General features: G+C 61.9%; 21 protein-coding genes, 1 riboswitch and 1 other annotated feature. Of the genes, 5 read left to right on the top strand and 16 right to left on the bottom strand.

What is annotated here, in order from left to right:
* Positions 1 to 49: 49 nt before the first annotated feature.
* The 6 genes from KJS47_RS13065 to KJS47_RS13040 all read right to left on the bottom strand — a co-directional run bounded on the left by KJS47_RS13065 (position 50) and on the right by KJS47_RS13040 (position 5,240).
* On the bottom strand, positions 50 to 1,000 hold the full coding sequence (locus tag KJS47_RS13065; RefSeq protein WP_213525483.1) for a GNAT family N-acetyltransferase: 951 nt from the start codon (positions 998 to 1,000) through the stop codon (positions 50 to 52).
* A gap of 127 nt (positions 1,001 to 1,127) precedes the next feature.
* The gene (locus KJS47_RS13060) at positions 1,128 to 2,279 is read right to left on the bottom strand and encodes an SGNH/GDSL hydrolase family protein (protein WP_213525482.1); all 1,152 of its coding nucleotides are present in this window, start codon (positions 2,277 to 2,279) and stop codon (positions 1,128 to 1,130) included.
* 33 nt (positions 2,280 to 2,312) lie between these two features.
* The gene (locus KJS47_RS13055; protein WP_213525481.1) at positions 2,313 to 3,023 is read right to left on the bottom strand and encodes an HAD family hydrolase; all 711 of its coding nucleotides are present in this window, start codon (positions 3,021 to 3,023) and stop codon (positions 2,313 to 2,315) included.
* A 66-nt stretch (positions 3,024 to 3,089) separates the two neighbouring features.
* Positions 3,090 to 3,410 (bottom strand): YnfA family protein, encoded by a 321-nt coding sequence (locus KJS47_RS13050; protein WP_213525480.1) that lies wholly within the window; start codon positions 3,408 to 3,410, stop codon positions 3,090 to 3,092.
* 142 nt (positions 3,411 to 3,552) lie between these two features.
* Positions 3,553 to 4,410 carry a class I SAM-dependent methyltransferase gene (locus KJS47_RS13045; protein WP_213525479.1) on the bottom strand — a complete coding sequence of 286 codons (858 nt, stop codon included), beginning with the start codon at positions 4,408 to 4,410 and terminating at the stop codon, positions 3,553 to 3,555.
* A gap of 113 nt (positions 4,411 to 4,523) precedes the next feature.
* A complete protein-coding gene (locus tag KJS47_RS13040) occupies positions 4,524 to 5,240 on the bottom strand; it encodes a hypothetical protein (protein ID WP_213525478.1) in 717 nt (238 codons plus the stop codon).
* 195 nt (positions 5,241 to 5,435) lie between these two features.
* Here KJS47_RS13040 and KJS47_RS13035 point away from each other — a divergent pair, with 195 nt between their 5' ends.
* The gene (locus tag KJS47_RS13035; protein ID WP_213525477.1) at positions 5,436 to 5,891 is read left to right on the top strand and encodes a GNAT family N-acetyltransferase; all 456 of its coding nucleotides are present in this window, start codon (positions 5,436 to 5,438) and stop codon (positions 5,889 to 5,891) included.
* A 102-nt stretch (positions 5,892 to 5,993) separates the two neighbouring features.
* On the opposite strand, the gene KJS47_RS13030 is transcribed toward KJS47_RS13035, so the two are convergent.
* The gene (locus KJS47_RS13030) at positions 5,994 to 6,455 is read right to left on the bottom strand and encodes a GyrI-like domain-containing protein (RefSeq protein WP_213525476.1); all 462 of its coding nucleotides are present in this window, start codon (positions 6,453 to 6,455) and stop codon (positions 5,994 to 5,996) included.
* Between the two features lie 39 nt (positions 6,456 to 6,494).
* Positions 6,495 to 6,857, bottom strand: coding sequence for an MmcQ/YjbR family DNA-binding protein (locus tag KJS47_RS13025; RefSeq protein ID WP_213525475.1), 363 nt, complete (start codon positions 6,855 to 6,857; stop codon positions 6,495 to 6,497).
* Between the two features lie 365 nt (positions 6,858 to 7,222).
* On the opposite strand from KJS47_RS13025, the gene KJS47_RS13020 reads away from it, so the two are divergent.
* Positions 7,223 to 10,045 (top strand): hypothetical protein, encoded by a 2,823-nt coding sequence (locus KJS47_RS13020; protein WP_213525474.1) that lies wholly within the window; start codon positions 7,223 to 7,225, stop codon positions 10,043 to 10,045.
* Between the two features lie 170 nt (positions 10,046 to 10,215).
* On the opposite strand, the gene KJS47_RS13015 is transcribed toward KJS47_RS13020, so the two are convergent.
* The 6 genes from KJS47_RS13015 to KJS47_RS12990 all read right to left on the bottom strand — a co-directional run bounded on the left by KJS47_RS13015 (position 10,216) and on the right by KJS47_RS12990 (position 16,373).
* A complete protein-coding gene (locus KJS47_RS13015; RefSeq protein WP_213525473.1) occupies positions 10,216 to 11,064 on the bottom strand; it encodes a GNAT family N-acetyltransferase in 849 nt (282 codons plus the stop codon).
* Positions 11,065 to 11,087: 23 nt separating this feature from the next.
* Positions 11,088 to 11,936 (bottom strand): methyltransferase domain-containing protein, encoded by an 849-nt coding sequence (locus KJS47_RS13010; protein ID WP_213525472.1) that lies wholly within the window; start codon positions 11,934 to 11,936, stop codon positions 11,088 to 11,090.
* Between the two features lie 38 nt (positions 11,937 to 11,974).
* A complete protein-coding gene (locus KJS47_RS13005; RefSeq protein ID WP_213525471.1) occupies positions 11,975 to 12,592 on the bottom strand; it encodes a DJ-1/PfpI family protein in 618 nt (205 codons plus the stop codon).
* A gap of 60 nt (positions 12,593 to 12,652) precedes the next feature.
* Positions 12,653 to 12,731: riboswitch (ZMP/ZTP riboswitch) on the bottom strand.
* A gap of 181 nt (positions 12,732 to 12,912) precedes the next feature.
* A complete protein-coding gene (locus tag KJS47_RS13000; RefSeq protein ID WP_213525470.1) occupies positions 12,913 to 13,479 on the bottom strand; it encodes an NUDIX domain-containing protein in 567 nt (188 codons plus the stop codon).
* A 213-nt stretch (positions 13,480 to 13,692) separates the two neighbouring features.
* Positions 13,693 to 15,051 carry a UDPGP type 1 family protein gene (locus tag KJS47_RS12995; RefSeq protein WP_213525469.1) on the bottom strand — a complete coding sequence of 453 codons (1,359 nt, stop codon included), beginning with the start codon at positions 15,049 to 15,051 and terminating at the stop codon, positions 13,693 to 13,695.
* 278 nt (positions 15,052 to 15,329) lie between these two features.
* Positions 15,330 to 16,373, bottom strand: a complete 1,044-nt coding sequence (locus KJS47_RS12990) for an oxidoreductase (protein WP_213525468.1) — start codon at positions 16,371 to 16,373, stop codon at positions 15,330 to 15,332.
* 351 nt (positions 16,374 to 16,724) lie between these two features.
* Between KJS47_RS12990 and KJS47_RS12985 the strand changes: the two genes are divergently transcribed.
* The 3 genes from KJS47_RS12985 (at position 16,725) to KJS47_RS12975 (ending at position 21,672) form a co-directional block, all read left to right on the top strand.
* Positions 16,725 to 17,327, top strand: coding sequence for an undecaprenyl-diphosphatase (locus KJS47_RS12985; protein ID WP_213525467.1), 603 nt, complete (start codon positions 16,725 to 16,727; stop codon positions 17,325 to 17,327).
* 70 nt (positions 17,328 to 17,397) lie between these two features.
* Positions 17,398 to 17,658 (top strand) — a binding site (T-box leader).
* A 52-nt stretch (positions 17,659 to 17,710) separates the two neighbouring features.
* Complete coding sequence (gene ileS / locus KJS47_RS12980; RefSeq protein ID WP_213525466.1) at positions 17,711 to 20,806, top strand: isoleucine--tRNA ligase; 3,096 nt, start codon at positions 17,711 to 17,713, stop codon at positions 20,804 to 20,806.
* Positions 20,807 to 20,901: 95 nt separating this feature from the next.
* Positions 20,902 to 21,672, top strand: a complete 771-nt coding sequence (locus KJS47_RS12975; protein ID WP_213525465.1) for a class I SAM-dependent methyltransferase — start codon at positions 20,902 to 20,904, stop codon at positions 21,670 to 21,672.
* A gap of 82 nt (positions 21,673 to 21,754) precedes the next feature.
* Here KJS47_RS12975 and KJS47_RS12970 read toward each other — a convergent pair whose 3' ends face one another.
* Both KJS47_RS12970 and KJS47_RS12965 read right to left on the bottom strand, forming a co-directional pair.
* A complete protein-coding gene (locus KJS47_RS12970; protein WP_213525464.1) occupies positions 21,755 to 22,183 on the bottom strand; it encodes a hypothetical protein in 429 nt (142 codons plus the stop codon).
* A gap of 74 nt (positions 22,184 to 22,257) precedes the next feature.
* Positions 22,258 to 23,487, bottom strand: coding sequence for a cation:proton antiporter (locus tag KJS47_RS12965; RefSeq protein WP_213525463.1), 1,230 nt, complete (start codon positions 23,485 to 23,487; stop codon positions 22,258 to 22,260).
* Between the last annotated feature and the right edge of the window lies 1 nt (position 23,488).

Here is a 23,488-nt window from a genome sequence, read left to right as displayed (position 1 = left end):
TTATCTCCCCTTCCCTTCGTTCGTCTCCTACCTTCGGCCGACGGTCCGTTTACAAACTGTCGAATTCCACCGGCCACACGATCGTTCCGATCGGCCGCTGCGTCCCCGCCTCTTCCACATAAGTACGGACAGGCGAGCAGGCTTCGTCCAGCACCAGGAGCATCGCCGCTTCCCACGGGGCAACCGACTCTCGAACCGGCACGGGCATCCACTCGCGGGCCCGTTCGGTCCCGGGAGGTAGGGGAAGCCGGATCGGCTCGCGAACGCCCGCCTGTCGGGTCAGCGCGCTGACGTGGGCAAGCGCTGCCTCTGTCGCCTCCCTGCTCTTGCTCAGGAAGAGAATCGGGGCATGCGGCTCCGCCGGCCGATAACGCAAGTAAGCGATCGCCTCGCCCCGCTCCTCGAGCAGAACGGAACGAACCGCCGGGCTCGGAGCGATCCAATCCAAGAGCGTCTGCTCGGGACGGAAGGCGAGAGACGCCTCCGCAAACCAGCTGCTCCACATCCGTTCGAGCAGCTCCGCGTCGGCTTGGCGCACCGGCCGTTCCTCCAGCAGCCTTTCTTGCTGGGCTTCCCCGTCCAGCACCAGCCCGGAGGTGCCGTACATGCGCGGCACATAGCCGAACCGCGGGTAATACCCGGGATGACCCAGCACGAGCGAAGCCGCATAGCCTTTGGCACCGGCTCTCCGGTGTCCTTCCCGGACGAGTCGGGCTCCGATCCCCTGCCGCTGCTCATCCGGATGCACGGCCAGCGGCGACAGCACGACAGCCCGCACCGCCTGGCCCCCCACATGAAGCAGGCGTGGGAAAAAAAGAACATGCCCAACGGCTCTGCCCTCGCGCACTGCAACCAAGGACAACTCGGGGTCGAAGGCGCCCCGCTGGCGATGAAGGGCGACGAGGGCGGGAATCGCGGGCTCCTTGTCAAAGGCAAGAGCGTGCAGCTCGGCGATCGCTTCGGCATCTTCGGGCGTCTCGGAACGGATGTCTATCTGCATACCAATCCTCCTGATGGTCAGTTTGGCTCTATCGTGGCACGACTGCCGGAGCGGTGCAAGGGAAGAATCGGCTAAACCAAAAAAAGCTTGATCGCTCAAGCTTTTTTTGCGTGTGCGTTCCTAATGCTTAGTCCAGCCAGAAGCCTTTGAAGTCGACCCGCGTACCCGTGCCGGTGAAGACTTCGAGCCGGTACAGCCCTTGCTCCATGCGGCCCAGTTCCGTCTCCGGACCGGTCAACAGATGCGCCTTCCCGTTCACTTTGACATACGTGCCGGTGAAGCCTTCCTGCTCTTCGCCGGAAGAGGCGGCACCCGATCCGGTCGTCCCGCTCTTGTAGGCGCGGAGAGCAAGCGGCCGCCGCGCCGCGGCAAAGAGCCAGACGGTCATCACTTTCCGATCTGCGGTCTCCTCCCGCTCCCGGTCGACCAGCACTTTGAAGCCGTCTACCGGGCTGTCCGACATCGTCAGCCAGTCCTCCGGGACACCGTCCTGGACCGCCTGGGTGGAGTAATCGATCTTCGTATAGCCGTCCGCCACAATCGTATAGGGTACCAGATGAGCGAACAGCAGCTCCGCCACGAAGGCATGACCGAGATCGCCAAAATGCAGCCGGTCCGGAATGATGCTCGCCGTGCTGTAGGAGGAATAGAGCAGGAACGCCTCCGTATAAGCATTGAGGTCGATCAGCGGCAATCCGTATTCCAGGGCCAGCTCCTTTTTGACCTCGCCCGCGACGGTATGGATGTGGCCGCCCGTGCGCATCGGATAGGTTCCTTCATAGGTCGTGTGGACGCCCGGCGCGACGACGGCCTGCGTCGTGAGCAGGAACGGTTGGATGCCGTGCTCGTAACACCACTCGATCATGCGGATCGTATGTGTCCGAAGCCCAACCCGGTATTCCATCTCGCTCGGGTAGCCGAGCCGGTCGTTGATGCCGAAGCCGATGCCGATCATTTTGACGTCCCTGTAAGGAGAATCGCCTGTGAATTCCTGCTCGATGTGAGCGGCTCCCCAGGCCGCCGTTTGCCCACTGAAGCCCGCGTTATAGATCCGCAGCACCGATTGCCCGGCCGCTTCGCGCAGCAGGCCTTCGAGCTTCCTCGAAAACGCGTTAGGGGAGACATTGTCGGCTCCAAGCGTATTGCGGACCCACCCCGTTGTAGCGGCTCCGTCGAATGTGCTGTCCCCGAAGAAAGCGATCGGGAATTTGGCGCCGCTGCGCCATGCGGTCCAAGCGTCTTGAAAAGTATAGAGCTGCTGCTGCTGGTTAGGGCTCATCAGGGAAGACTCCTTTTGTGCTAATGTTAGATGCTATAATATCGCGTCCAGCTCGTCCAGCCGGGAAATGACCGCGTATGGCTCGTGCTCGCCTTCGGGAAGCGCCTCTCCCAGCCGGTTGTACCAGACGGCCTGCATGCCGGCTTTCATCGGCCCCTGCACGTCGTTCTTCCAGGAATCGCCCACGAAGAGGGCTTCCTCCGGGGAAACGCCGAAGCAGGCGAGCGCCCTGCGGTAGATCTCGGGATCCGGCTTCTCGCAGCCTGCGTCCTCGGAGACGACTACGCAAGACGCGGGAAAAAGCGGCTCGATGCCGAGCGCCCGGATTTTGTCCTGCTGCCAGCTTGCCGTCCCGTTCGTGACGATGCCGAGCGCATAGCTGCGCCGCCAAGCCGTCAGCTGGCCGAGCAGGGCCGGATTCGCCCGCATGAACGAGCGGCTGATCGCGTTATGCAGCTCATTGAACCGGTCAGCCTCCGCCTCATCCATCGCGATGGCGAAGCTCCGGAGCGTCTCGATCACCCGCTCGTTGCGGAACTGCCGGAGGGTGATCGCCTGATTGTGATACAAGCTCACATAATGCTCATTGAACCGGCACAGCTGCTCAAAGAGCGGCCCCGGATCGCGGCCGGCCGTAGACGGATGCTGCCGGAACGTCTCCAGCATGCTGTCCTGCCAATAATCGTCAAAGTGGAGCAGCGTGTCGTCCAGATCGAACAATACGACCTTCCAGCGTCTCTTCATTATGCCATCCCCTCCTTCTCGCGCACCCCAGCTCTGTCACCTGCCTTGGGCTTCCACATCGGGCTTCTACTGCCTCGGTCCCCATATCATGACCGACACGCCGACCAGACAGATAATCGCGCCCAGCCAGTCGTATAAATCCGGCGTCTTGCGGTCGATGCCCCAGCCCCACAGCACCGAAAGCACAACGAACACCCCGCCGTAAGCGGCATAGACCCGTCCAAAGGACGGAAAGGTTTGAAACGTGGCGATAACGCCGTACAAGATGAGGGCGATCGCACCGCCGAGTCCCCAGAAGGCGGACTTGCCTTCCCGAAGCCACAGCCAGATCAGGTAGCCGCCTCCGATCTCGGCTATGCCTGCCAGCAAGAATACAAGAATCGTCAATAGGTTTCCCTTCCCTCTTCTCTCTCTAAGCGCCCGCTGCGCGGCAGTTTCCCCCTACCTTACCATAGCGGGAACGAACAGGGCTAGAAGAAGCGTCGCATGATTGCCCACCTGGCTGGCCTTGCCTCGTACGCCCCAAGGATTATAGACGGGAGCTCTCTTCATTCCCGGATTGCGGCAGCTTGCGAAACCGGAACACCGCAACCGCAGGCAGCTCGCTCCATTCAAACCGGCGGCTGTCCGGATCCGGAGCAAAGCCGGGTTCCGCGAATCCGTCCAGCACGAAGCCGGCGCCAAAAAAGAGCGTCATGTACTCCTGGAGCGAGCGGTGGAACAGCAAATGGGCTATCGGCTGCCCGGCAATGCCGATCGTTTCGGACGCTTGCGGAGTCAGGTAACGGCTCGCGTGCACGACGCTACGCGAGACGACCCGGCCGTCGATATCCTCAGTTTCGTAGCTGCGCCTGGCTTGAGGGGACTGGAAGCACGGATGCGGCACGGAGAACACGAACACGCCGCCGGGCTTTAGCCACTCGGTCGCGCTCCGGATCAGAGGACGGATGTCCGCAATGTCCATAAGCGCCATGTTGGCTACGGCGCTGTCGAAGGCCCCACGCCCCAGCGCCAGCAGCGTCTCCTCCTCCGTCGCGTCGGCGACCCGGTACTCGATTCGTGCTTCGTATTCCTGCGACCTCCGGCGGGCCCTCTCGACCATGACCGGGCTGTAATCGAAGGCGGTCACCTGCGCGCCGAGATCCGCCAGCCGGCGGGAAAAGTTGCCGTTTCCGCAGGCGACGTCAAGGACGCGATCGCCCGGTTTGACAGCCAGCAGCTCCTCGGTTTTAGGCCGGATCAGCTCCCGATGCCACCGGTTGCTCGTCTCCCCCATATAATCGTCCCAAAAGCCTGCCACCCGATCCCATCGATCCCGGGACTCGTCCGTCAGCTCTTTCCATTCGTCCGCACTTTCTCTTCCGTCCGGGGCCTTCCGATCGCTCATTGCTTACTCCTCGCTTTCTCTATTGGCTGCAAGTTTCTTCCAACCTAGCATACTAGGGGATGACCAACAAGAACGAATTTGCGAATCGAAGCCGCCCCACAAAAACAGCAGCCTTACGGCTGCTGCAGATAGGCGCGGATAGCGTTATCGACGAGCCTCGTCTCCTGCGGATGAAAAAAGACGTGCCTTCCGTCGTCCGCCAGGGAGAATGTATAAGCGAGCGGTTCGCCGGTGTACAGCACCATCTGGGTATAGGCAGGATCGCCGCTTTGCGTGAACGGCGAGTAGCCGGGGCTGTCCAAGCCGGATGCCAGCAGCCGGAAAAAGGCGTCTTTCTCCGCTTGGACCAGCGTCCGGAACGGGGGCGTCCGCCAATAGTCCGCGTACAGCTCGATTCGTGAAATCCGATTGGCCGTTAAATCGTCGAAAATGCTCGAAGCTCTCTGGACGGCGCCTTCCGTCGCGTACAAGCGGTAGCCTTGCGGCTGGTTCGGGTCCGGAGCCGCCAGCAGTTCCTCCTTCGAGAAGCCTTCGACCCGGTAAAGCTTGGTGCCGATTCCAAGGAAGGCGGCGTCCCCGTCCTGCGTCCTGTAATAGGGGTCGGTCACGACATCGGCCACCTTAAAATTCACATGGCCGGCTTCTTCCCCCACCAGCTTCGGATCTGCCAGCGCCCGATTCCAGACACTGGTATAGGTATGCCCGTTCAGCTTGACAAAATCCACCCAGTCGATAATCGCCTGCCCTTGGGTCGGACGGACCGGCAGGAACGAGCAACCGCTCAGAAGGAAAACGAGCGAGAGAAGCAGCAAGACGGGCAGTCGGTTCATCCTTTCACCTCCTGCCTGATCAGACGAGATTCCCCGCCCGATTGTTTCAGCGCATGGCGATGTCCGGGGGAATTGACAGCCGCAGCCGTTTGGCGCTACAATATCCTGCTCATGGACGAACCGAGCAACTTCGAAAAAGAACAATGCGTAGAGCCGGATGGAATTACCTTTAGCTTATCTTAGGGAGTGAAGCGCATGGAGATTAAACTCGATGATTTATCCGGAGCCGATATTATCGCCTTGGTCAATGAACATTTGCAGAGCATGTTTGAACAATCCCCGCCGGAGAGCGTACATGCCTTGAATCGAGATCGATTGAAAGCACCGGACATCACCTTCTGGAGTGCATGGGAGCAAGGCGAACTGTTAGGCTGCGGTGCTCTTAAAGACCTGGGAGGCCAGCATGGGGAAATCAAATCCATGCGTACTTCCACCAAGCATCTCAGGAAAGGCGTCGCCTCTAAACTACTGGCCCATATCGTGGAGGAAGCTACGCAGCGAGGCTATCGACGGCTGAGCTTGGAAACCGGCTCCATGGAAGGGTTCGAAGCGGCTAGACAACTCTATCAACGGTTCGGATTCGAATCCTGCCCTCCGTTTGCGGATTACAGGGAAGACCCCAATAGTGTTTTTATGACGAAAGAATTGTAAGCAGTCGTTGAACGACCATAATAGCTCAATCAAGACACGAAGGCAGCCGGTCAGTAAGACCGGCTGCTTTTGCTGTCCTCCAAGCGACCGCCGGACGGCGGACTACCGTATCGTGTCGTACAGGTCGATCTCCACGTAGTCGGGAGGCTGGACCTGCTTGGACGGGATATAAATTTCCAGATGCCACGACTGGAGGATCCGCTCAAAGGCCGCCGCGGCGATCTCCTGATGAAGGGCCGCGTAGGTGGCACGGATCTCATCGGCCGGTCCCCGATGATAGGCGACCGCGTAGCGCTGGGCCGGAACCGTCAACGCCGTCATGCCCGCCGGGGGCTCCGCGTCCCCTTCCACCTGCACGCATACCCAATAGCCGTCCTTTTCCTCCGTACAGGCATCCACCTGATAGACGCCAATCAGCGTATCGGGCGCAACCGCTCCCGGAATCTCGCCGATCCGCCGGGCGAGAGCGGCGCAGGCTTTTGGAATTTCGGCCGCATACTCGTCCCCTGGACAAAGTACACGCAGCCCCACCAGCCTCATCTCGTCCTTTTTCACTACCTGCATGGCAGGCCTCCCCTCCCGGATTTCGAACGTCGGCAACGCTTAAGCTCTGCCCGCCTTTTCCCCGAGCCGTTCCAGCTCGACGCGCGCCGCCTTCGTCAGGCTGCCGACGACCAGCTCATACGAATGATCGATCATGGCTTCTATGTCCTCCACCGTCAGCGAGCCGTCCACGAGAACCGAGTTCCAATACTTCTTGTTCAGATGATAGCCCGGCTTGACGGAAGCATGCTGCTCCCGCAAATTCTCGGCGATCGCCGGATCGCATTTGAGGGAAACCGCACCCGCCGACAGCAGGGCGAACATTTTGCCCCCCACCTTGGCGACGAGCGGGGACGGCCCGAATGGGTACGTCTCCTCGGCACCCGGCTTGGCCAAACAATAAGCCTGGATAGCGTCCATCATGCCTCTTGCTCCTCCTTTCGCCGCGCTCCTCCAGCCCTCTACCATCATATGGCCGGTCACAGAGGGGTATGGCAGAATCGCGGCTCCGATTTTCTTGTTTTCACTATACGTCATCCTTTCCGCAAGCGCTATCAAAAAAAGAATGATCCTCGCCGCAGGCCCGTAAGCCCCTTCATCGTCTCCCTTTTTCCTGCTTTTTCCAATATTTACCTGACCGAAACCAATCCGATTTGCTATGATCGGATCAAGCCTCGGTCGAGCTTGGGAAGGAGGGAACGGACACACCCGCCTCACGCAAGGTCATTTACGCAGCATTTATATGAAAGCGATTGCACATTCATTCAAACCAAAAGGAGTGATCGACCATGTTCCCGTCATCCCGAAAATGGCTTGCCGCCGGAATCGTTCTCTGCCTGCTCCTCAGTCTCGCTCCGTTGCCGGGAGCTCAGGCGGAGAGTCCTCTGCCAAATGTGCTCGTCAATGGAAGCTTCGAGGACGCCTCCGGTTCTAACGTCCCCGGTTGGTCTCCGGACGGCGATTCGCCTGCCGTACAAGTGACCCGCGAGACGGCAGCCGAAAGGCTGCAAAGCCTCGTGCTTTCGAATTCTTCCAGCCAAGCTATAGGGGTCGTGAGCGACGCCTATTCCGTCCTTCCGTTCGACAACGTGACCTTCACCGCCAAAACCCGGAGCGGGTCCGGCAGCGGAGCAAAAGCGGATGTCCGCTTTTACGACGCATCGGGCAAGCTCCTCTCCGTAGTAAGCGGGCTCGTGAGTGCGAAGCCAGGCGGCTGGGAGGACGTGCACGTAACCGCATCCGCTCCCAAGGACGGCGCCCTCGTGCGGGTGGCGTTTCACATTCCCGCTAACAAAACCGCTCTTTTCTATGCGGATGCCGCCTCGCTTCAAGTAGCGAAGACGCCGGACTACCTGACCAATCTCGGTCCGCAGTCGACGAGCCTGACCATTATGACCGGCGCGTACGGCAAGGATAAGAGCGGCCGGGACGTCATGTACACCGTCGCCCAGGGCGATCCCGCCCAATTCCTCGTAAGTGACGTTCTCACGAAGGAGGTTCGGCAGCGGCATGCCCTCGTTGCCCTGGACGGCAGCAATGCCAGCGCCGCTTGGGGGATTACGGTCGCGACCGACGGCAAGGTCTACATAGGCAGTACGCCGAACGGAACGTTGTTCCAATATGACCCGTTGACCGGGAAGATGCGCACGCTCGGCAAGCCGGTTCCTTCGGATACGATTATTTTGGTGCTGGTGCCGGGACCGGACGGCAAGGTCTATGGCGGAACCGGGTATTCCCAGTCGCTGTTCGAGTACGATCCTCAGACCGACCGCAGTACCGTCCTCGCCTCGTTCTCCACGGGACCGAAGGAGCAGCACGTACGGGCTCTCGCCTATGACGCCGACCGCCATGCGCTCTATGTCGGCGGATCCGACGTCGCCAAGCTGTACAGATACGACTTGGCAACCGGGACGAAGACGCCGATCGAGCATCCCGGATTCGCGGGCAAGGTGGCGGTATACGACCTGCAGTATACGGCGGGCAAGCTGTTCGTGCGTCTGAATGCGGGGCCGGTCATGTACGTCTACGACCCTGCGACCGGGACCTGGCCCGTCGAGAACAACCCGAACTACAACGCGCGGGGCTTCTCTCCCGTCTCCCCGGATAACCGCGTCTTTTACACCCACTACGAAACGCTGCCCGACGGCAAGAACCAATGGTCGCTGCATGCTTACGATGTGACGACCGATACGTATGCCTCGCTGGGCGTCAATGTCAAAGGAGCCGCTATCGCGTTCGGTTACGTCGATCTGCAGCGGCCGGATTGGCCGGGCCTTTCTCTCGTCGGATTGGCCGGCAACAGCGGATGGGCCTTCTACTATAACCTGGAAACGGGCAAAACGGAGACGGCCGAGCTCCCTCTGCCGCCTCAATTCGTCGAGCTGTTCAACATAGGCAAAGGCTCGGACGGCCGCATGCTGTCATCCGGATTCATCTCCGGAGGAGGCATGGGGATCTACTCGCCGACCCGGGACGAGACGCTGCTCTATCCGAGCCTTGGGCAGATCGAGGCTTATGCGACGCTGAACGGCATTTCCTATATGGGCGGGTATCCGGGAGCGTCGCTCTTCCGGTTCGATCCTGCCAAGCCTTGGAACCGGACCGATCCCAGTCTGCCGCAAAATCCTCTGCGGGTGAAACAGCTCGGCTACGAACAGGAGAGGCCGATCGCCATGGTCGGTGTCGAAGAGCTGAACAAGCTGTACATCGGCAGCTATCCGATCGCCGGCAAGGTGGGCGGCGCCCTCTCGATCTACGATCCGGAGACGGATACGCTGGAGGTGAAACGCCATCTGGTGCCGAATCATTCGGTCAACACGATGCTCTATCGGGACGGCAAGCTGTATCTGGGGACGGGTGCGATGGATGGCGGAGCGGGCAGACTGGCCGTCTACGACATCGCCTCGGGAGAGATCGAGTTCGAAACCGTGCCGGTTGCCGGCAAAAAAGGACTGGCCGCCTTCTTATGGGGACCGGACGGCAATCTGTGGGGAATGGCGCAAGGCGTGCTGTTCGTCTTCGATCCCGTTAGCCGCAAGGTGGTTTATCAGGACGACAAGTTCCCCGCTGCGGATTATGTCTACGCCAATCCCCATCTGCTGCTAGGGACGGACGGGAATCTGTACGGCTCCATCTTTACGGGCTATGTCGGAGAAGGCACTTACGTCAGCAAGATGTTCAAGGTCGATGCCGGGACGAAAGACGTGACGACGATTCTGGAGAGCAATGTAGAGAAGCTGGCGCAGGACGACTTTGGCAATTTCTACTTCAAATACGGCAGCGAGCTGATCAAATACAGCGATCCCCAGCTCGTCGTGAAGCTCGCATCAGCCGACCTGTACATTCCGGAACGGGAGCTCACGGCCGGAACTCAGGTGCAGACCGGGCTGACGGCCATTCTGGAGAAGGGCCGGACGACCAGGGAGCTCACCGGTGCGGCGATCGAGTATACAAGCAGTCATTCTGCCGTAGCGGAGATCGATGAGAAGGGGGTGCTGCATGCGTACAAGCCGGGAAGCGCGAAACTGTCCGTCCGGCTGACCATTCAAGGAGTTACCGTAACGTCCATTCCCATCACCGTCCATGTTAAGCAAGCCAAGCCGAATAAGTAACAACCCGAAAAGTCGGTCCCCGGTTCCTTGCCGGAGACCGGCTTTTTTTGTTGAGAGCCGCCGTCGGAGCGGGTAGCAAAGCACCTCCCACCGATGCTTCGGACGCCTGCCGGACCGCTCGGCGACGGCCGGGTTCTCCAGGCTTCCGCGCTATGAATCCAAGCGGTGGACTACCGAAACCGATACTGGACCGATTCCTGAATAAACCGGTAGCCGATCCGGGAGTAGATGGCGTTGGACGTCGGATTCGCAAGGTCGGTGTACAAGCTGCAGAAGCGGTAGCCGCTGTCCAGAAGAAGCCGGCTCAGCGCCGCCACGCAGGAGGTTGCATAGCCCCGCCCCCGGTAAGCCGGCGGCGTATAGACGACGCTGACGACAACGCCGTTTCCTGTAGGCCTCGCCTTCTTGGCCATGGAGACGGCCTCTCCGTCGCGCCACAGATATAGCCATCCGCCGGCGATGGCGTCCTGCGCTTTGGCCAGCGCCACCGAAGGGGTGATCTGCTCCCCAATCTCCTCGTAGAATGCGGCGTACCAGCCGGCGACGCGCTCCGTGTCCTTCGGCCCCGCCTGCACCAGCTCTCCCGGGCTCATAGGGACCGGCTCTACCTGGTCGAGCCGGTAAATCCCCTGGTCCATCTTAACGTAAGGAGTAACGCTCATTCGGACTCCCCATGCCGCAGCGAACGCTTCGGCCGCTTCCCTGGGACCGACGACTCCCGGAACCGTGGCCCTGGCCCGGGCGAGATGGTCCGCCAGCAGCTCGGAAGCTTGACGCACCTTCTCACCGCCATACAGGACTATGTTCAGCGGATTCAGCAGGTACAGAAGCGCCGTCTCCCCGTCCGCCGTCTCGACCTTCCCCATCCGGTGGTACTGGGGAAGGTCCCCCTTCTCCTCCCGCTCGGATAGAAGAGCAAGAAGGCCGAGCAGCAGGTTGTTCCCCGCCTCATCCTGCTCCAGCAGCGCCCGGTTCCGCGCCAAAAACCGCGTCGGACTTTTCTCCTCCGTTACCTTCATGTGCTCCCCTCCTTTTCTTCGGCTTAAGGACAAGCAAGTCCCGCCTCGCCGTCAGCCGTCTCTTCCTCAGGCCGTCTGCCTTGGACGGCCAGCAAATACATCGTTTGGGAAACGGCCGTCTCCTTCACCCATTCGCGGTATTCCCGCTCCGCCATCTCCCGTTCCGGCTCGGTCAAATAGCCGTCCCGCACCATCTGCCGCCCCCGGCTCGCCGCAACCTCCGCCCAGATGCCGATACGAGCGGCAAAGTCCGGGTCACCGCGTTCCGTCCGCTCCAGCTCGGGTGTGACCTCGATGTCCTTGAGTCCCGTTTCCCGGAACAACGCGGGCAACCGGTCCGCGATCGCATTGTCCATTCCGGCCTCCGCCCGCCATCTCAGGAATGCCCCATAGAACGCCTGCATGCTGGCAGGTGGCTCCGGCTCCAAGCGGAGCTTCTCATGGTTGTAATCCAGGACGAGCACGAGCCCGCCGGGCTCCGCCGCCTCCCTCATTTCGGAAAGCGCCGCTCCGGGCTGCGCCACACATTGGAGAACCCGGGATGAGGTGACGATGGCGAACTCTCCCCGGAATCCAAGATCGAACACGTCCCTCTTCGCAAAGGAAAGCCCCGGCACCTGGCTGTGCATCTCCCGTGCCTGCCGGATCAGTTCCGCGTTGGTGTCCGCGCCTACGACCCGTCCGTCCGGTCCAGCCAGCTCGGCGATTCCTCGCGTGATCGCCCCCGTCCCGCAGCCGACGTCCAGCACGCTATGTCCCGGCCGGACGAGCTCCGCAAGCCGTCGGTGAGACGACGCGAGCGTACGGGCGTTGAGCACGCGGACGGCATCGCCCGATAGCTCCGCTCGTTTGCGCGACAGCTCGTTTTCCATGGTCAGCACCTCGTTTCGTTATGTAGTGTGGTCCCTCACTAGGTGCCGGATGGGCCGTTCGCCTCCGGCAGCAAATCGTTCGCTGCGCTTCCCGGCCGGTAGTACGGATACTCCATCCACTCCTGCACCTCCTGCGCAAAGAGCGCGTCGGTCAGCGACTCTACGACGTACAAACCGAGATCGAGCGAAGCTGATACCCCGGCACCCGTGAAAATCCGGCCATCCCGCACCGCTCTGGCCTGCACCACCTCGGCGCAGGAAGGCGCCAGCAGGTCGTAGGCGGTCCGATTCGTCGTCGCTCTCTTCCCCGTCAGCCAACCCGCCGCGCCCAGCAGCAGCGCCCCCGTGCAGACGGAGACCTTGATGCTGTCCTCCCGGGCCGTACGCAGCCAGGAGAGGAACGCCTCGTCGTGCCGAAGCTGCCGGGTCGCCAGGCCACCGGGCACGAAGAGGAGGTCGTAGGCGGACAGGTCGGGACGAACATGGGGGATTCGAATCGTCATTCCCCGGTCGTCGGTCACCTCCTCCGCAAGCGCGCACAGGTCCAGCGACACGCCGTCCAGCCGGTTTAGAATCCGGAGCCAGGAGACGGCGTGATGGAACCCGTCAAAATCCAGCGTGGTCATGCCGTTAAACAAGCAAAATGCCATCTTCATCTGTGCCACCCGCCTTCCCGTCCTCTCAAGAATAAAAAAACATCCGATCCGAAAGATCGAATGCTTCGCCCAGGCGTACGGCTGATTCCTGCGCGCTCCCTCATGGGTCTCCATGTTTACGCCAGTCACGCGCAGAACTTTGGAATTGGAAGAATTATACAACGGCATTGACTACTTGACAAGGAGGCATCCAAAATTTCCCTTCTTCCGACCGTCCGACTGGACTCCCCTCCTCGCAGAGGTCAATCTTCGTGGCGTCGCTTGCCAACGGCCGCTCCAGGCGGCTTTCGTGCGAGAGAGGCGGGGCGCTCCCGCCAACCCTAACCGCCCTCCGTCCCGCCCTGCTGGCCGGCGCGAAGCGCGGCTGCCAACAGGTACAGCTCGGCCAGGTCAGAGCGGCCGCAGGAGCGGAAGTGCTCCGCCGCCTCCGCCGTGGTGACGGCGGCGACGACTTCGACCCGCTCGCCGCCCGTCTCCGGGATGGCCGGCACAGAGACAAGCCGGACGTCCCCGTAGCCAACCAGCCGGTACGAAACCGGATGCGGCAGATGGGGACGATATGGACGGTCCGCGCGCGAGTCGGTGCGCCAGGCGCCGAACGGGACGAAGGCGGACACGAGCTCGGCGCCCGCCTCCTCCAGCAGCTCGCGGCGCAGTGCGGACCGGTAATCCTCTCCCGGCTCGAGCGTGCCCCCCGGCAGCTCCCAGCTGCCGTCCTCCAGCCGAAGGACGATGCACTTGTCCTCCGCGAAAGGAACGACGTTGACATTGCTAATGAGCGGCTCCGGAGGCGGCGAGGCGATCGCTTCGAACTGCCGGTGCGCCGTCTCATTGTCGACGACCTGAAACAAATTGGGATAGCGGGCATGTACGGCCGCTGCGTCCATGGTACTCTCTCCTTTGCTTTTATGTAACCTGCCGGACACTCATACGTCAGGGTGGAGGCCGAGCGTGCCTCTCAGCGAAGGCAGGCGGCCTCTAAGCGGAGACAGACGGCAGGCGGCCACTCCTGGTAAACAGCCGGTGCGGATGAGCTGCGGCCGCGCTTGCCTCCAAATCCGGGCCTCCCTCTCTACCCCGCCAGGATGCGGACGCCTGCGCTAGCCGTGGTCCAGCAGCTCGCGAACCGTCTTGGCGTCCAGTCCCTCACCGTCGCAGGAGACGAGCGGCGACACTTCGGGCTCCTGTCCCGCCAGCTCCTCCTCCGAGACTCCGGCGGCGAGCAGCCAGCGCCGGTGCAGCGCAAGCAGAAGCCGCCGAGCAGACTCCGGACTATCCGCCCCTTCCTTGTTCTTCACGGGCGCGAACTCTTCCTCACGGTTCACCTTCAGCACCGTCATGCCTTCGGCCAGCGGGAAGAAATCAAAGATAAACCGCTCGAGCTTATAAGCATTCGGCTTCTCGGGCGTCACCGTCCGGCCCTCCCGGTCGACATGGACGATCTTTTTGGAAGCGGCGTGGTACGGAACGTCCGTATCCGCATGCCGCTCGATAAAGGGAAGGCTGAACAGGTGGATGGACATGTTGCCCAGGTTGAACAAGAGCCGGCCGGCCGCATCTCTCTCCTCGAGGAGTGACGGCGGAAACTCCGTATATTCAACGATGGACGGACGGCCGTCCTTGAGACAGGCCATGCCTACCTTTTCGCCCGCATCCTTCTTCTCGACGACCTTGGTCGCGACCGGATAGCCAAAATGGACGGCGGCTCCGATGAATGCCGGGTCTGCCATCTTAACGAGCGCGTTGTCCACATTGTAGTAAAACAGCCAGGCGAGGCCTCTGCGCTTCATGTCGGCGAGCGCTCCTGTCCGCGCAAGCGAGGAGAAGCATTCGCCGTTCCCGCTCGCAGTGAAGTTGATCTCGGCCGGGCCCGACAGCAGCAGCCGTCCGGCATGGTCGATGGCGGGCATCGTATGCTGCTGGAAGAAATAGATCTCTTCCTCCGGATAGCCGAAATAGCCGTGCTCGCGGAAGAAAGCAGCCGTTACGTCGTGATTGTCCGGGCTCGTCATAATATACCAGGGCACGAACCGGCCCGCTCGGGCGGAGACGTTCAACAGCCGCTCCGCCTGGATCTGGAACAGCAGCTTGCCGGACGGCAGCCCGATATCCATCGTACCCTTGGGCCCGTCGTGGCCGAGCCGGCTCCCCTGGCCGCCGGCGACGACGATGACGCCGACGCGCCCGGCTTTCAGCTCGGCCCAGCCCGCCTCGGCGAAGCTCTCCCGTTCCCGTTCGCTCCACTGCTCCGCGTCGAGGGATGGGATCGGAGCGAGCTCCGCGTCTCTCTTCTCCTCGGTTTGGGTTCCCACTTCCTTCAACGCCCTGTAATCGATCGCCAGAATCTGCTCCGTCAGACTCTCTTGCTGCTCGCCGGACGCCCGGCCAAGCACCTCCAGCAGATGCTCCTGCCCGTGCTCCCTCAGCAGTGCTTCGGCCTGCCGCAGTTTGGTTTCCATATCGGATGACCCCCATCGGTTTCTTGGTTTCTCTCTCTCTCATGCCGCAGGGAACATGCCCTCGGCTTGTAGTTCTTTCTACCGCCGCATCCTTCTTGGACGCGGTCTGCCGGCTTCGGCGGATACCGGAAATTTATCCTATGGCCGGACAAAATGCAATCCCCAGCCGGCCGGTTCACCTCTATTCCGGCAAACGAAAAACGTGTCCTGTAAGAAAACGGCAGCTTCGTCCGTCTTCCTAGTGTATGCCGGCCTCGACCGTGTCGACTCCGCTGCGCTCAGCCGAACGGAAGCACCCGGCCCTCCCGGCTGCTTCTCGCGGCCGTCTCGATCAGCCGCATTGTGACGGCCGCTTCGGCGGCGGGAACCGGGACCGGACCGCCCCCGGTAAGTGCTTCATAGATAGCGTCGTAATAGACGGAGTAGGCACCCCGTTCGGTCTTCACCGTCTCCTCCGCCACCGTCTCTCCGTCGCCCGTATAGAGACGGCCGTCCTGCGCGGGGTCGTCCTCGCCGAAGCCAGGCGCGCCCGGCCGAAGCCCCTGCTTGAGCGATTCCTCCTGGCTGTCGAGCCCGTACTTGACGAAGCTGCCCTTGTCTCCGTGGAGGAGAAAGCGCGGGCCCGGCTGGCGGACAATCGAGCCGATATGCAGGATGGCCCTCATCCGACCGTAGCCCAGCACGAGGTGGACGTAATCGGTCGTCTCGGCCCCGTCCCGCTGGTCGATCAAGTCGGCATACACAGTCTCCGGCGCCCCGAATAGATGGACGGCTTGGTCGATCAGATGGGAACCGAGATCGTAGAGCATGCCCGAGCCCGGCAGATTCTGCTCGCGCCAGCGGTCTCTCACTTCCGGCCGGAAGCGGTCAAAATGACTCTCATAGGTGAACACCTTGCCGAGACGGCCTTCCTCCACAAGACGCTTGACCGTCAGGAAGTCGCCGTCCCACCGCCGATTCTGGTACACACTCAGCACCAGCCCCCGCTCATCCGCCAGCCGGACGAGACGGTCCGCCTCCTCCGCGGTGACGGTGAACGGTTTGTCCACGACGACGTGCTTGCCGGCGGCCAGCGCCCGTTCGGCCAGACCCGCGTGCGTCTGGTTCGGCGTCGCCAGCACGACGAGCTCGAGCTCGGGATCGGCCAGCAGCTCTTCCGGCGTGGAGACCGTCTCGGCCTCCGGCCAGGCCGCCTTCACCTTCTCGGGCTGGGACGTGACGACCGCCGATAGCTTAAGTCCCGGCACCGAAGCCAGGACGGGAGCGTGGAAGGTGGAGCCGGAGAATCCGTACCCCACCAGCCCCGTTTTCACGATACGCATGTTCGAGTTCCTCCAGTTCGGATCGGGGTCCGGTCTCCGGGCGCCCCCCGGGTAAGACGGTAGGGGACTTCCCGGCAAACGGCGCCGCCGAAGGAGGAATCGGATCCGCCTGCGGCGCCGGCATACCGGCCGTTCTTATTGTACCACTTTGCCGGCGGACGATGGCAAACCACCCAAGCCATGCTGGCCGTCTCCCTGCCTTCGGCACCGTGCCTAATTACCCGGTTCGGAACCGCGAGAAACAGCCCCCCGCCTAAGGTCCGGTTGCGGGCGATCGAGACGGTTTGTTAAGATTATGTATATTTTTTTCCGGCTGCTGCCGGAGGAACGAATTGAAGGATGTGACCCGAATTGAATTATGAAGTGTTTCAATGGATCAACGGTCTGGCCGGCCGTGTGCCGGCATTGGACTCGATCATGAAGGGCCTCGCGGAGGGCGTCGTCTGGGTGCTGCTTGCCCTGCTCGTGCTGCTGTGGATCTCCGGCAAGCAGACCAATCAGCAGCTTGTCTTCTACTCCTGCCTGACTGCCCTGGTTGTCATCGCCTTGTCCAAATACGTCATCTCGCCCCTCGCGGCCCATCCGCGCCCGTTTGCCGAGCATGCGGTGAATCAGCTCGTGCCGCACGAGGCCGATTTTTCCTTCCCGAGCGATCATACGGCCTTCGCCTTCTCGCTGGCGATTCCCGTCTGGTTCCTGAAGCGCAGACTCGGCACGATCATGGTGGTGCTGGCCGCCCTGACGGGCATCGCCCGGATCTATGTCGGCGTCCACTATCCGGCCGACATCGCCGGCGGCATCGTGCTCGCCTTCCTGGTCGCCGCCATCGTCGTGGCGCTTCGCCGCCGCATCGAGCCGATCCCGAACGGCTGCATCGCCGTCTACAGCCGGCTGACGCGCCGCGTGCCGTTTCTTCCCGCCTCGCGGCAGGACGCATCGAGCCGCAGAGGCTGACCTGCGATTTTGTATGGGCATCCGGGATCTTGACAATACTGAAAGCAGCGTGGTATAACTAGCCAAATCCATAAATTCGATGACGAGACCAAGTACGCTGTCCCCTTCGTTCCCCAGAGAGCCGGTATCTGCTGAAAGCCGGCGTTCGAAGCGCAGCCGAATATCCTCTCGGAGAAGTGAAGCCGAACGCTCCCGAATCGGGCAGCCTGTAAGCCTAACCGGGTGTCCGCCGTTACAAGGAACGCGTATGATGGTACGTTGTCGAGTGCCGCAGCCGGAAACGGAGGCGGAAACAGGGTGGTAACGCGAGTTGACCAAGCTCGTCCCTTTTGAGGGGCGGGCTTTTTTGTTTTTTCCCATACTGGAAGAAGGAGCGGATTGGCATGCACAAAGTCGACAGCAAGGAGAAAGCCCGTGCCCGGGAGCTTCGGGTGCTCCAAACATGGGCGGAGGAAGAGACGTTCCGGGAATCTATCCGGCGGCGGGAAACCAGCCCGTCCTTCGTCTTTTACGAGGGGCCGCCTACGGCGAACGGCGCTCCGCACATCGGGCATGTGCTCGGCCGGGTCATCAAGGATTTCTTCGGACGCTACAAGACGATGAGCGGCTACAAGGTGATCCGCAAGGCCGGCTGGGACACGCACGGTCTGCCCGTCGAGCTCGGCGTGGAGAAGGCGCTCGGCATCTCCGGGAAGCAGGAGATCGAGGCGTACGGTGTGGAGCCGTTCGTCGAGGAGTGCAAGGCGAGCGTGTTCCGGTACGAGAAGCAGTGGCGGGAGCTAACCGAGGCGATCGGCTATTGGACCGATCTGGACGATCCCTACATCACCCTGACGAACGACTATATAGAGAGCGTCTGGCACATCCTGGCGGAGGTGCACCGCAAAGGACTGCTGACTCGGGGCCACCGCGTCAGTCCCTACTGCCCCTGCTGCCAGACAACGCTCAGCTCGCACGAGGTGGCCCAGGGCTACGAAACGGTCAAGGACCTAAGCGCAACGGTCCGCTTCCGGCTGAAGGACACGGGAGAATCTGTACTCGCCTGGACGACGACGCCTTGGACGCTTCCGGCGAACACGGCACTCGCCGTCGGCCCCGAAGTGGACTATGTGCGCGCCCGGCAGAACGGCGAGGTCTATGTCGTCGCCGCGAAGCTGGCAGAGCAGGTGCTGGGAGGCGATTACGAGGTTCTGTCGACCTGCAAGGGCCGCGACCTGGTCAGTCTCGCCTACGAGCCCCCATTCGGCTCCGGTGACGCCGAGAACGGATACCGGATCATCGCCGCGGATTTCGTCAGCGATTCGAGCGGCACGGGAATCGTTCATCTAGCGCCCGCGCACGGCGAGGACGATTATAGAGCCGCCCGTAGCAGTGGTATCCCGATGCTGCTTGTGGTCGACCCGTCTGGCCGGTATACGGAAGCGGTTCGCGACTTCGCCGGCCGGTTCGTCAAGGATTGCGACGTGGAGATCGTCAAGCAGCTCGCCGAACGCGGGCTGCTCTATCACAAGGAGAAGTTCGAACACAGCTACCCGTTCTGCTGGCGGTGCCAGTCTCCCCTCCTCTATTACGCCACGGAAAGCTGGTTCATCCGCACGACGGAGATCCAAGAGCAGCTGATCGCGAACAACCAGTCCGTCAGCTGGTATCCTCCTCATCTGCGGGAGGGCCGGTTCGGCAAGTTTCTCGAGGAGCTAGTCGACTGGAATATCAGCCGCAGCCGGTATTGGGGCACCCCTCTGAACGTCTGGCTGTGCGGCGATTGCGGAGCCGAGGCCGTTCCCGGAAGCGTCGCTGATCTCCGGAGGCTGGCCGCGGAGCCCGTGCCGGACGATCTGGAGCTGCATAAGCCCTATATCGACCGGGTCCGTCTCGCCTGCCCGCACTGCGGCGGCCTCATGACCCGTACGCCGGAGGTGATCGACGTCTGGTTCGACAGCGGCTCCATGCCGTTCGCGCAGTATCACTATCCGTTCGAGAACGAAGACAGGTTCCGGGACCAATTTCCCGCGGACATGATCGTTGAGGGCATCGACCAGACGCGCGGCTGGTTCTACAGCCTGCTGGCCGTCTCCACCCTGTTCACCGGGCAGGCTCCTTACAAGGCGGTCATGGCGACCGGTCACGTGCTGGACGAGAACGGTCAGAAGATGTCCAAGAGCAAGGGCAACGTCGTCGATCCGTGGGAGATCATTGAGGCGTTCGGCTCGGATGCGTTCCGCTGGGCTCTCCTGTCCGACAGCGCGCCGTGGAACAGCAAACGGTTCTCGAGGCAGCTCGTCGCCGAGGCGAAGTCTAAGCTCGTCGATACGCTGCAGAATGTCCACGCGTTCTACACGCTCTACGCCTCCATCGACGGCTACCGGCCGAAGAACGGCGAGCTGGACACGGCTGGACCTCCGAGCCCGGCACTGCTCGACCGGTGGGTACTCTCGCGGCTGAACAGCGTCATCCGGGAGGTACGGAGCGGCCTGGAGGCCAGCGACCTGCTCCATCCGGCCAAGACGCTTGAGGCGTTCGTCGAGGAGCTGAGCAACTGGTATGTCCGGCGTTCCCGCCAGCGGTTCTGGGCCGGCGAGATGACCGCGGACAAAGCCGCGGCTTACCGGACGCTCGGTCATGTGCTGGTGACGCTCAGCCGGATGCTCGCTCCTTACGTCCCTTTTCTCGCGGACGATCTGTACCGGAACCTGACCGGCGGCAGCGTTCATCTCGCGGATTTCCCCTCCGCCGACGAGACCGCCATTCTGCCGGCTCTTGAACAGGAGATGGCAACGGTCCGGACCGTCGTCGAGCTCGGCCGGACGATTCGGAGCGAGACCGGTATCCGCACCCGCCAGCCGCTGGCGGAGCTGGCAGTCGTCACCGCCGCCCCTCTCGACCTGTCTCCGTACGGGGAGATTATCCGGGATGAGCTGAATGTCAAGCGGATCCGGCAGCCCGAGGACGAAGCCGAGTTCGTACAGTACGCGCTCAAGCTGAACCTCAAGCTCGGCGGTCCAAAGTACGGCAAGCAGGTCGGAGCGATCCAGCAGCAGCTGCGGCAAATGACCGCCGCAGTGGCAGCGGAGGCGGTCCGGCAGGGCTATGCCGAGCTGCCGCTGCCCGATGGGTCGCTGCGGGTCCCGCTTGACGAGCTGCTCGTGGAGCCGATGCCGAGAGAAGGGTACGCCTCCGCGGCCGGCGGGGGCGTCACGGCGGCGATGAATACGGAGCTTACGCCCGAGCTTAAGCAGGAGGGCCTCGTCCGGGAGCTGATCCGGGCCGTGCAGGATATGCGCAAAAGGCTCGATTTGCCGATCGAGAGGAGAGTCCACCTCATTCTGGACGCCGATAAGGAGATGCGAGAGGCCGTGACCCGGTTCAAGCCACTGCTGGAGGACAACGTCCTTCTCAGGGAGCTGGCATTCGGCCGTGCTGACGGGATGGAGACCGTCTCCATCGAAGGTGCTCCGGTGCGCCTGCGGATCGAGGAGTAACGCGAGTCCGGTTCTACCTATTCTCTCCCTGGCGGACAGAGGCTGCACCGCCTTATAATGAGGGCATTCCAATCAGACAAAGGTGCGTGAAGTCGTTGTCATTCTCTCATTACGGTGAGCTGTGCACCGAGCTTTACGAGCTGACCAAGCCGGTCGGCACGTCCTTCGGAGGAGATATCGAATTTTACCGGGATCGGCTGCAGACCTGCGAAGGTCCGCTGCTGGAGGCGATGTGCGGCTCCGGCCGCGTGCTGATCCCGCTGCTCGAAGCGGGACTGCCCGTGGAAGGAACCGATACTTCCGTGGAGATGCTGGCTGCCTGCCGCGCGGAGTGCGAGAAGCGCGGGCTGGCGCCGGAGCTTCGGGAAGCGGATCTCGTGACCATGTCGCTCGGACGGCAATACGGGGCCATCTTCATTCCCGGAGGCTCGTTCCTCCTTATTGACGACCGTGACGCCTCGCTCCGGGCGCTTCGGAACCTGTTCGAGCACCTCAAGCCTGGCGGACGGCTGCTGCTTGATCTGTTCCTGCCCGATCCCAGCTTCCAGACCGGCTCGTTCGGCGGCACCTCCGTCTTCTCCTGTCCAAACGGGGACACGATTACGATGGAGGGCAAGCTGCTCGAGGCGGATCTGTTCCACCAGCGCAAAGTCACGCTTCTCAAATACGAGAAGTGGCGCGGCGGCGCGCTCCTGCAGACCGAGCTGCAGCGATTCGCGCTTCGCTGGTACGGCGTCGAGGAGTTCCGCCTTCTCTTGGAAGCGACCGGATTCACGGAAGTCGCCGTCTACGCAGACTTCGATCCGGCCAAGACGCCGGACAGTCCAAAGCAAAAGTACATTTACGAGGCCGTGAGGCCTGTATAAAGTAAAGCAAGGAGCCGGGGCGGCGTGCCCCGGCTCCTTGCTTGTTTCCTGATGCATCATGCGTCCCGTCACACGACGGTTTTTATTTCATCTCGTAGACGGGCCGGACGTCGATGACGGCGTCCGGGTCGATGTCTTCGATCAGATCGCGCAGCGTCCGCTCCTCCAGCCGGTAGAGATACAGCTCGGCCGTATCCCATCTCGTCTCCCCGGCTGCTTCCACGGCACGCAGCGCCTCCTTCCCCGTCTCCGTGCGGATTCTCTCCAGGATGTCCGGCAAGAGCGGACTCGTGATTGTCATCAGTCGGCTCATGCCCGACTGCATAACGAGCCGTCTCGCCGTATAGAGCGCGGCTGTCACGACAATGCCGTAAGCGACCGCCGAGCTGGTCCTTTCCAGGCGCGCCAGCACGATGCCAAAGACGATCAGCAGCATGCCCAAGCCGTACAAAAGGATATAACGGGTCGTAAGCGAACGGCTGCTCCAGACCCGATCTACTAACTGTCTCACATGCGACTCCCCCTCACATGGTTTTGCTACAGGCCCGGCATTGGATCTGCCATGACGAGCTCATGCCGGGGCGACTACAGCGCTTCGTTTTCCTTCGTTTGACTCTTTGCCCCCCACTTCGATACTTTGAGCGTGCGGTCCAGCAGCGAATAAATCCGCTTCGTCTCCTTGGACAGCAGAGGGCCGAGCACCGCCAAAATGAGCACGTACAGAGCCGCGAACGGCTGAATGACCGGCAGCAGGCCGCCGGCTTTGGCCAAATTGGCCATGATGATGGAGAATTCACCCCGGGCGACGATCGTCATGCCGATATTCACCGACGCCTTCGGTGACAGGCCGGCGGTCCGGCCCGCCCACATCCCGGCGGCAAAGTTGCCGAGCAGCGTCAGCAGGACGGCGCCGAGCGAGAACCAGACGGCCCCTCCGAGCGAGTAGGGATCTATCGTCAATCCGAAGCTGAAGAAGAAGATGGCGCCGAAGAAATCCCGGAACGGCAGAATGAGCTGCTCAATCCGCTTCCGGTGCTCCGTCTCCGCCAGCACGAGACCGACGAGCAGCGCCCCGATCGCCTCCGCCACATGAATCGTCTCCGAGAAGCCGGCGACCAGGAACAGGATGGCGAAGATAACGAGCAGGAACAGCTCGCTCGAGCGGATCGCAAGCCATCGGTTCAATAGCGGCACGAGGCGGCGGCCGGCCGTCAGCACCACCAGCATGAACCCAAGGGCGAGCAGCGCCGCGCCGATCGTACCCGCGAGCGACGAGGTGCCGCTCAGCACAAGTCCCGAGACGATCGAGATGTAGACCGCCAGGAACACATCCTCGAACATGATGATTCCGAGGATCATCTCCGTCTCCGGATTCGCCGTCCGTTTCAGGTCAACCAGTACCTTGGCCGCAATGGCGCTCGACGAGATGGTCGTGATGCCCGAGATGATCAGAATTTCCTTCAGTCCGAAGCCGAGCCCCCAGGCGAACAGCAGCCCCAGCGTAAAGTTGATGGCGATATAGATCGTCCCGCCGACGGCGATCGAGCGGCCCGACTTGAGCAGCCGGCCGACCGAGAATTCCAGCCCCAGGTAGAAGAGCAGGAACAGCACCCCAATGCGGCCGAGCACCTCGATCAGCGGAGCGCTTGAGATGAATCTTAGATCAAGCGGTCCCCAATGGAGGGAATGCGGTCCGACCGCCATGCCGATCAGAATATAGAACGGGATGACCGAGAATTTGAACTTGGCGGACAGGAGGCCGGCGAACGCGATGAGCGCCACCGCCAGACCGATTTCGAGAACTATATGCTCCAAG

This window comes from Paenibacillus sp. J31TS4 (assembly GCF_018403265.1).
In the GTDB taxonomy this organism is placed as follows: domain Bacteria; phylum Bacillota; class Bacilli; order Paenibacillales; family NBRC-103111; genus J31TS4.
Note: the sequence above shows the minus strand (reverse complement) of the source record. Positions and strands in the feature narration are given on the sequence as shown.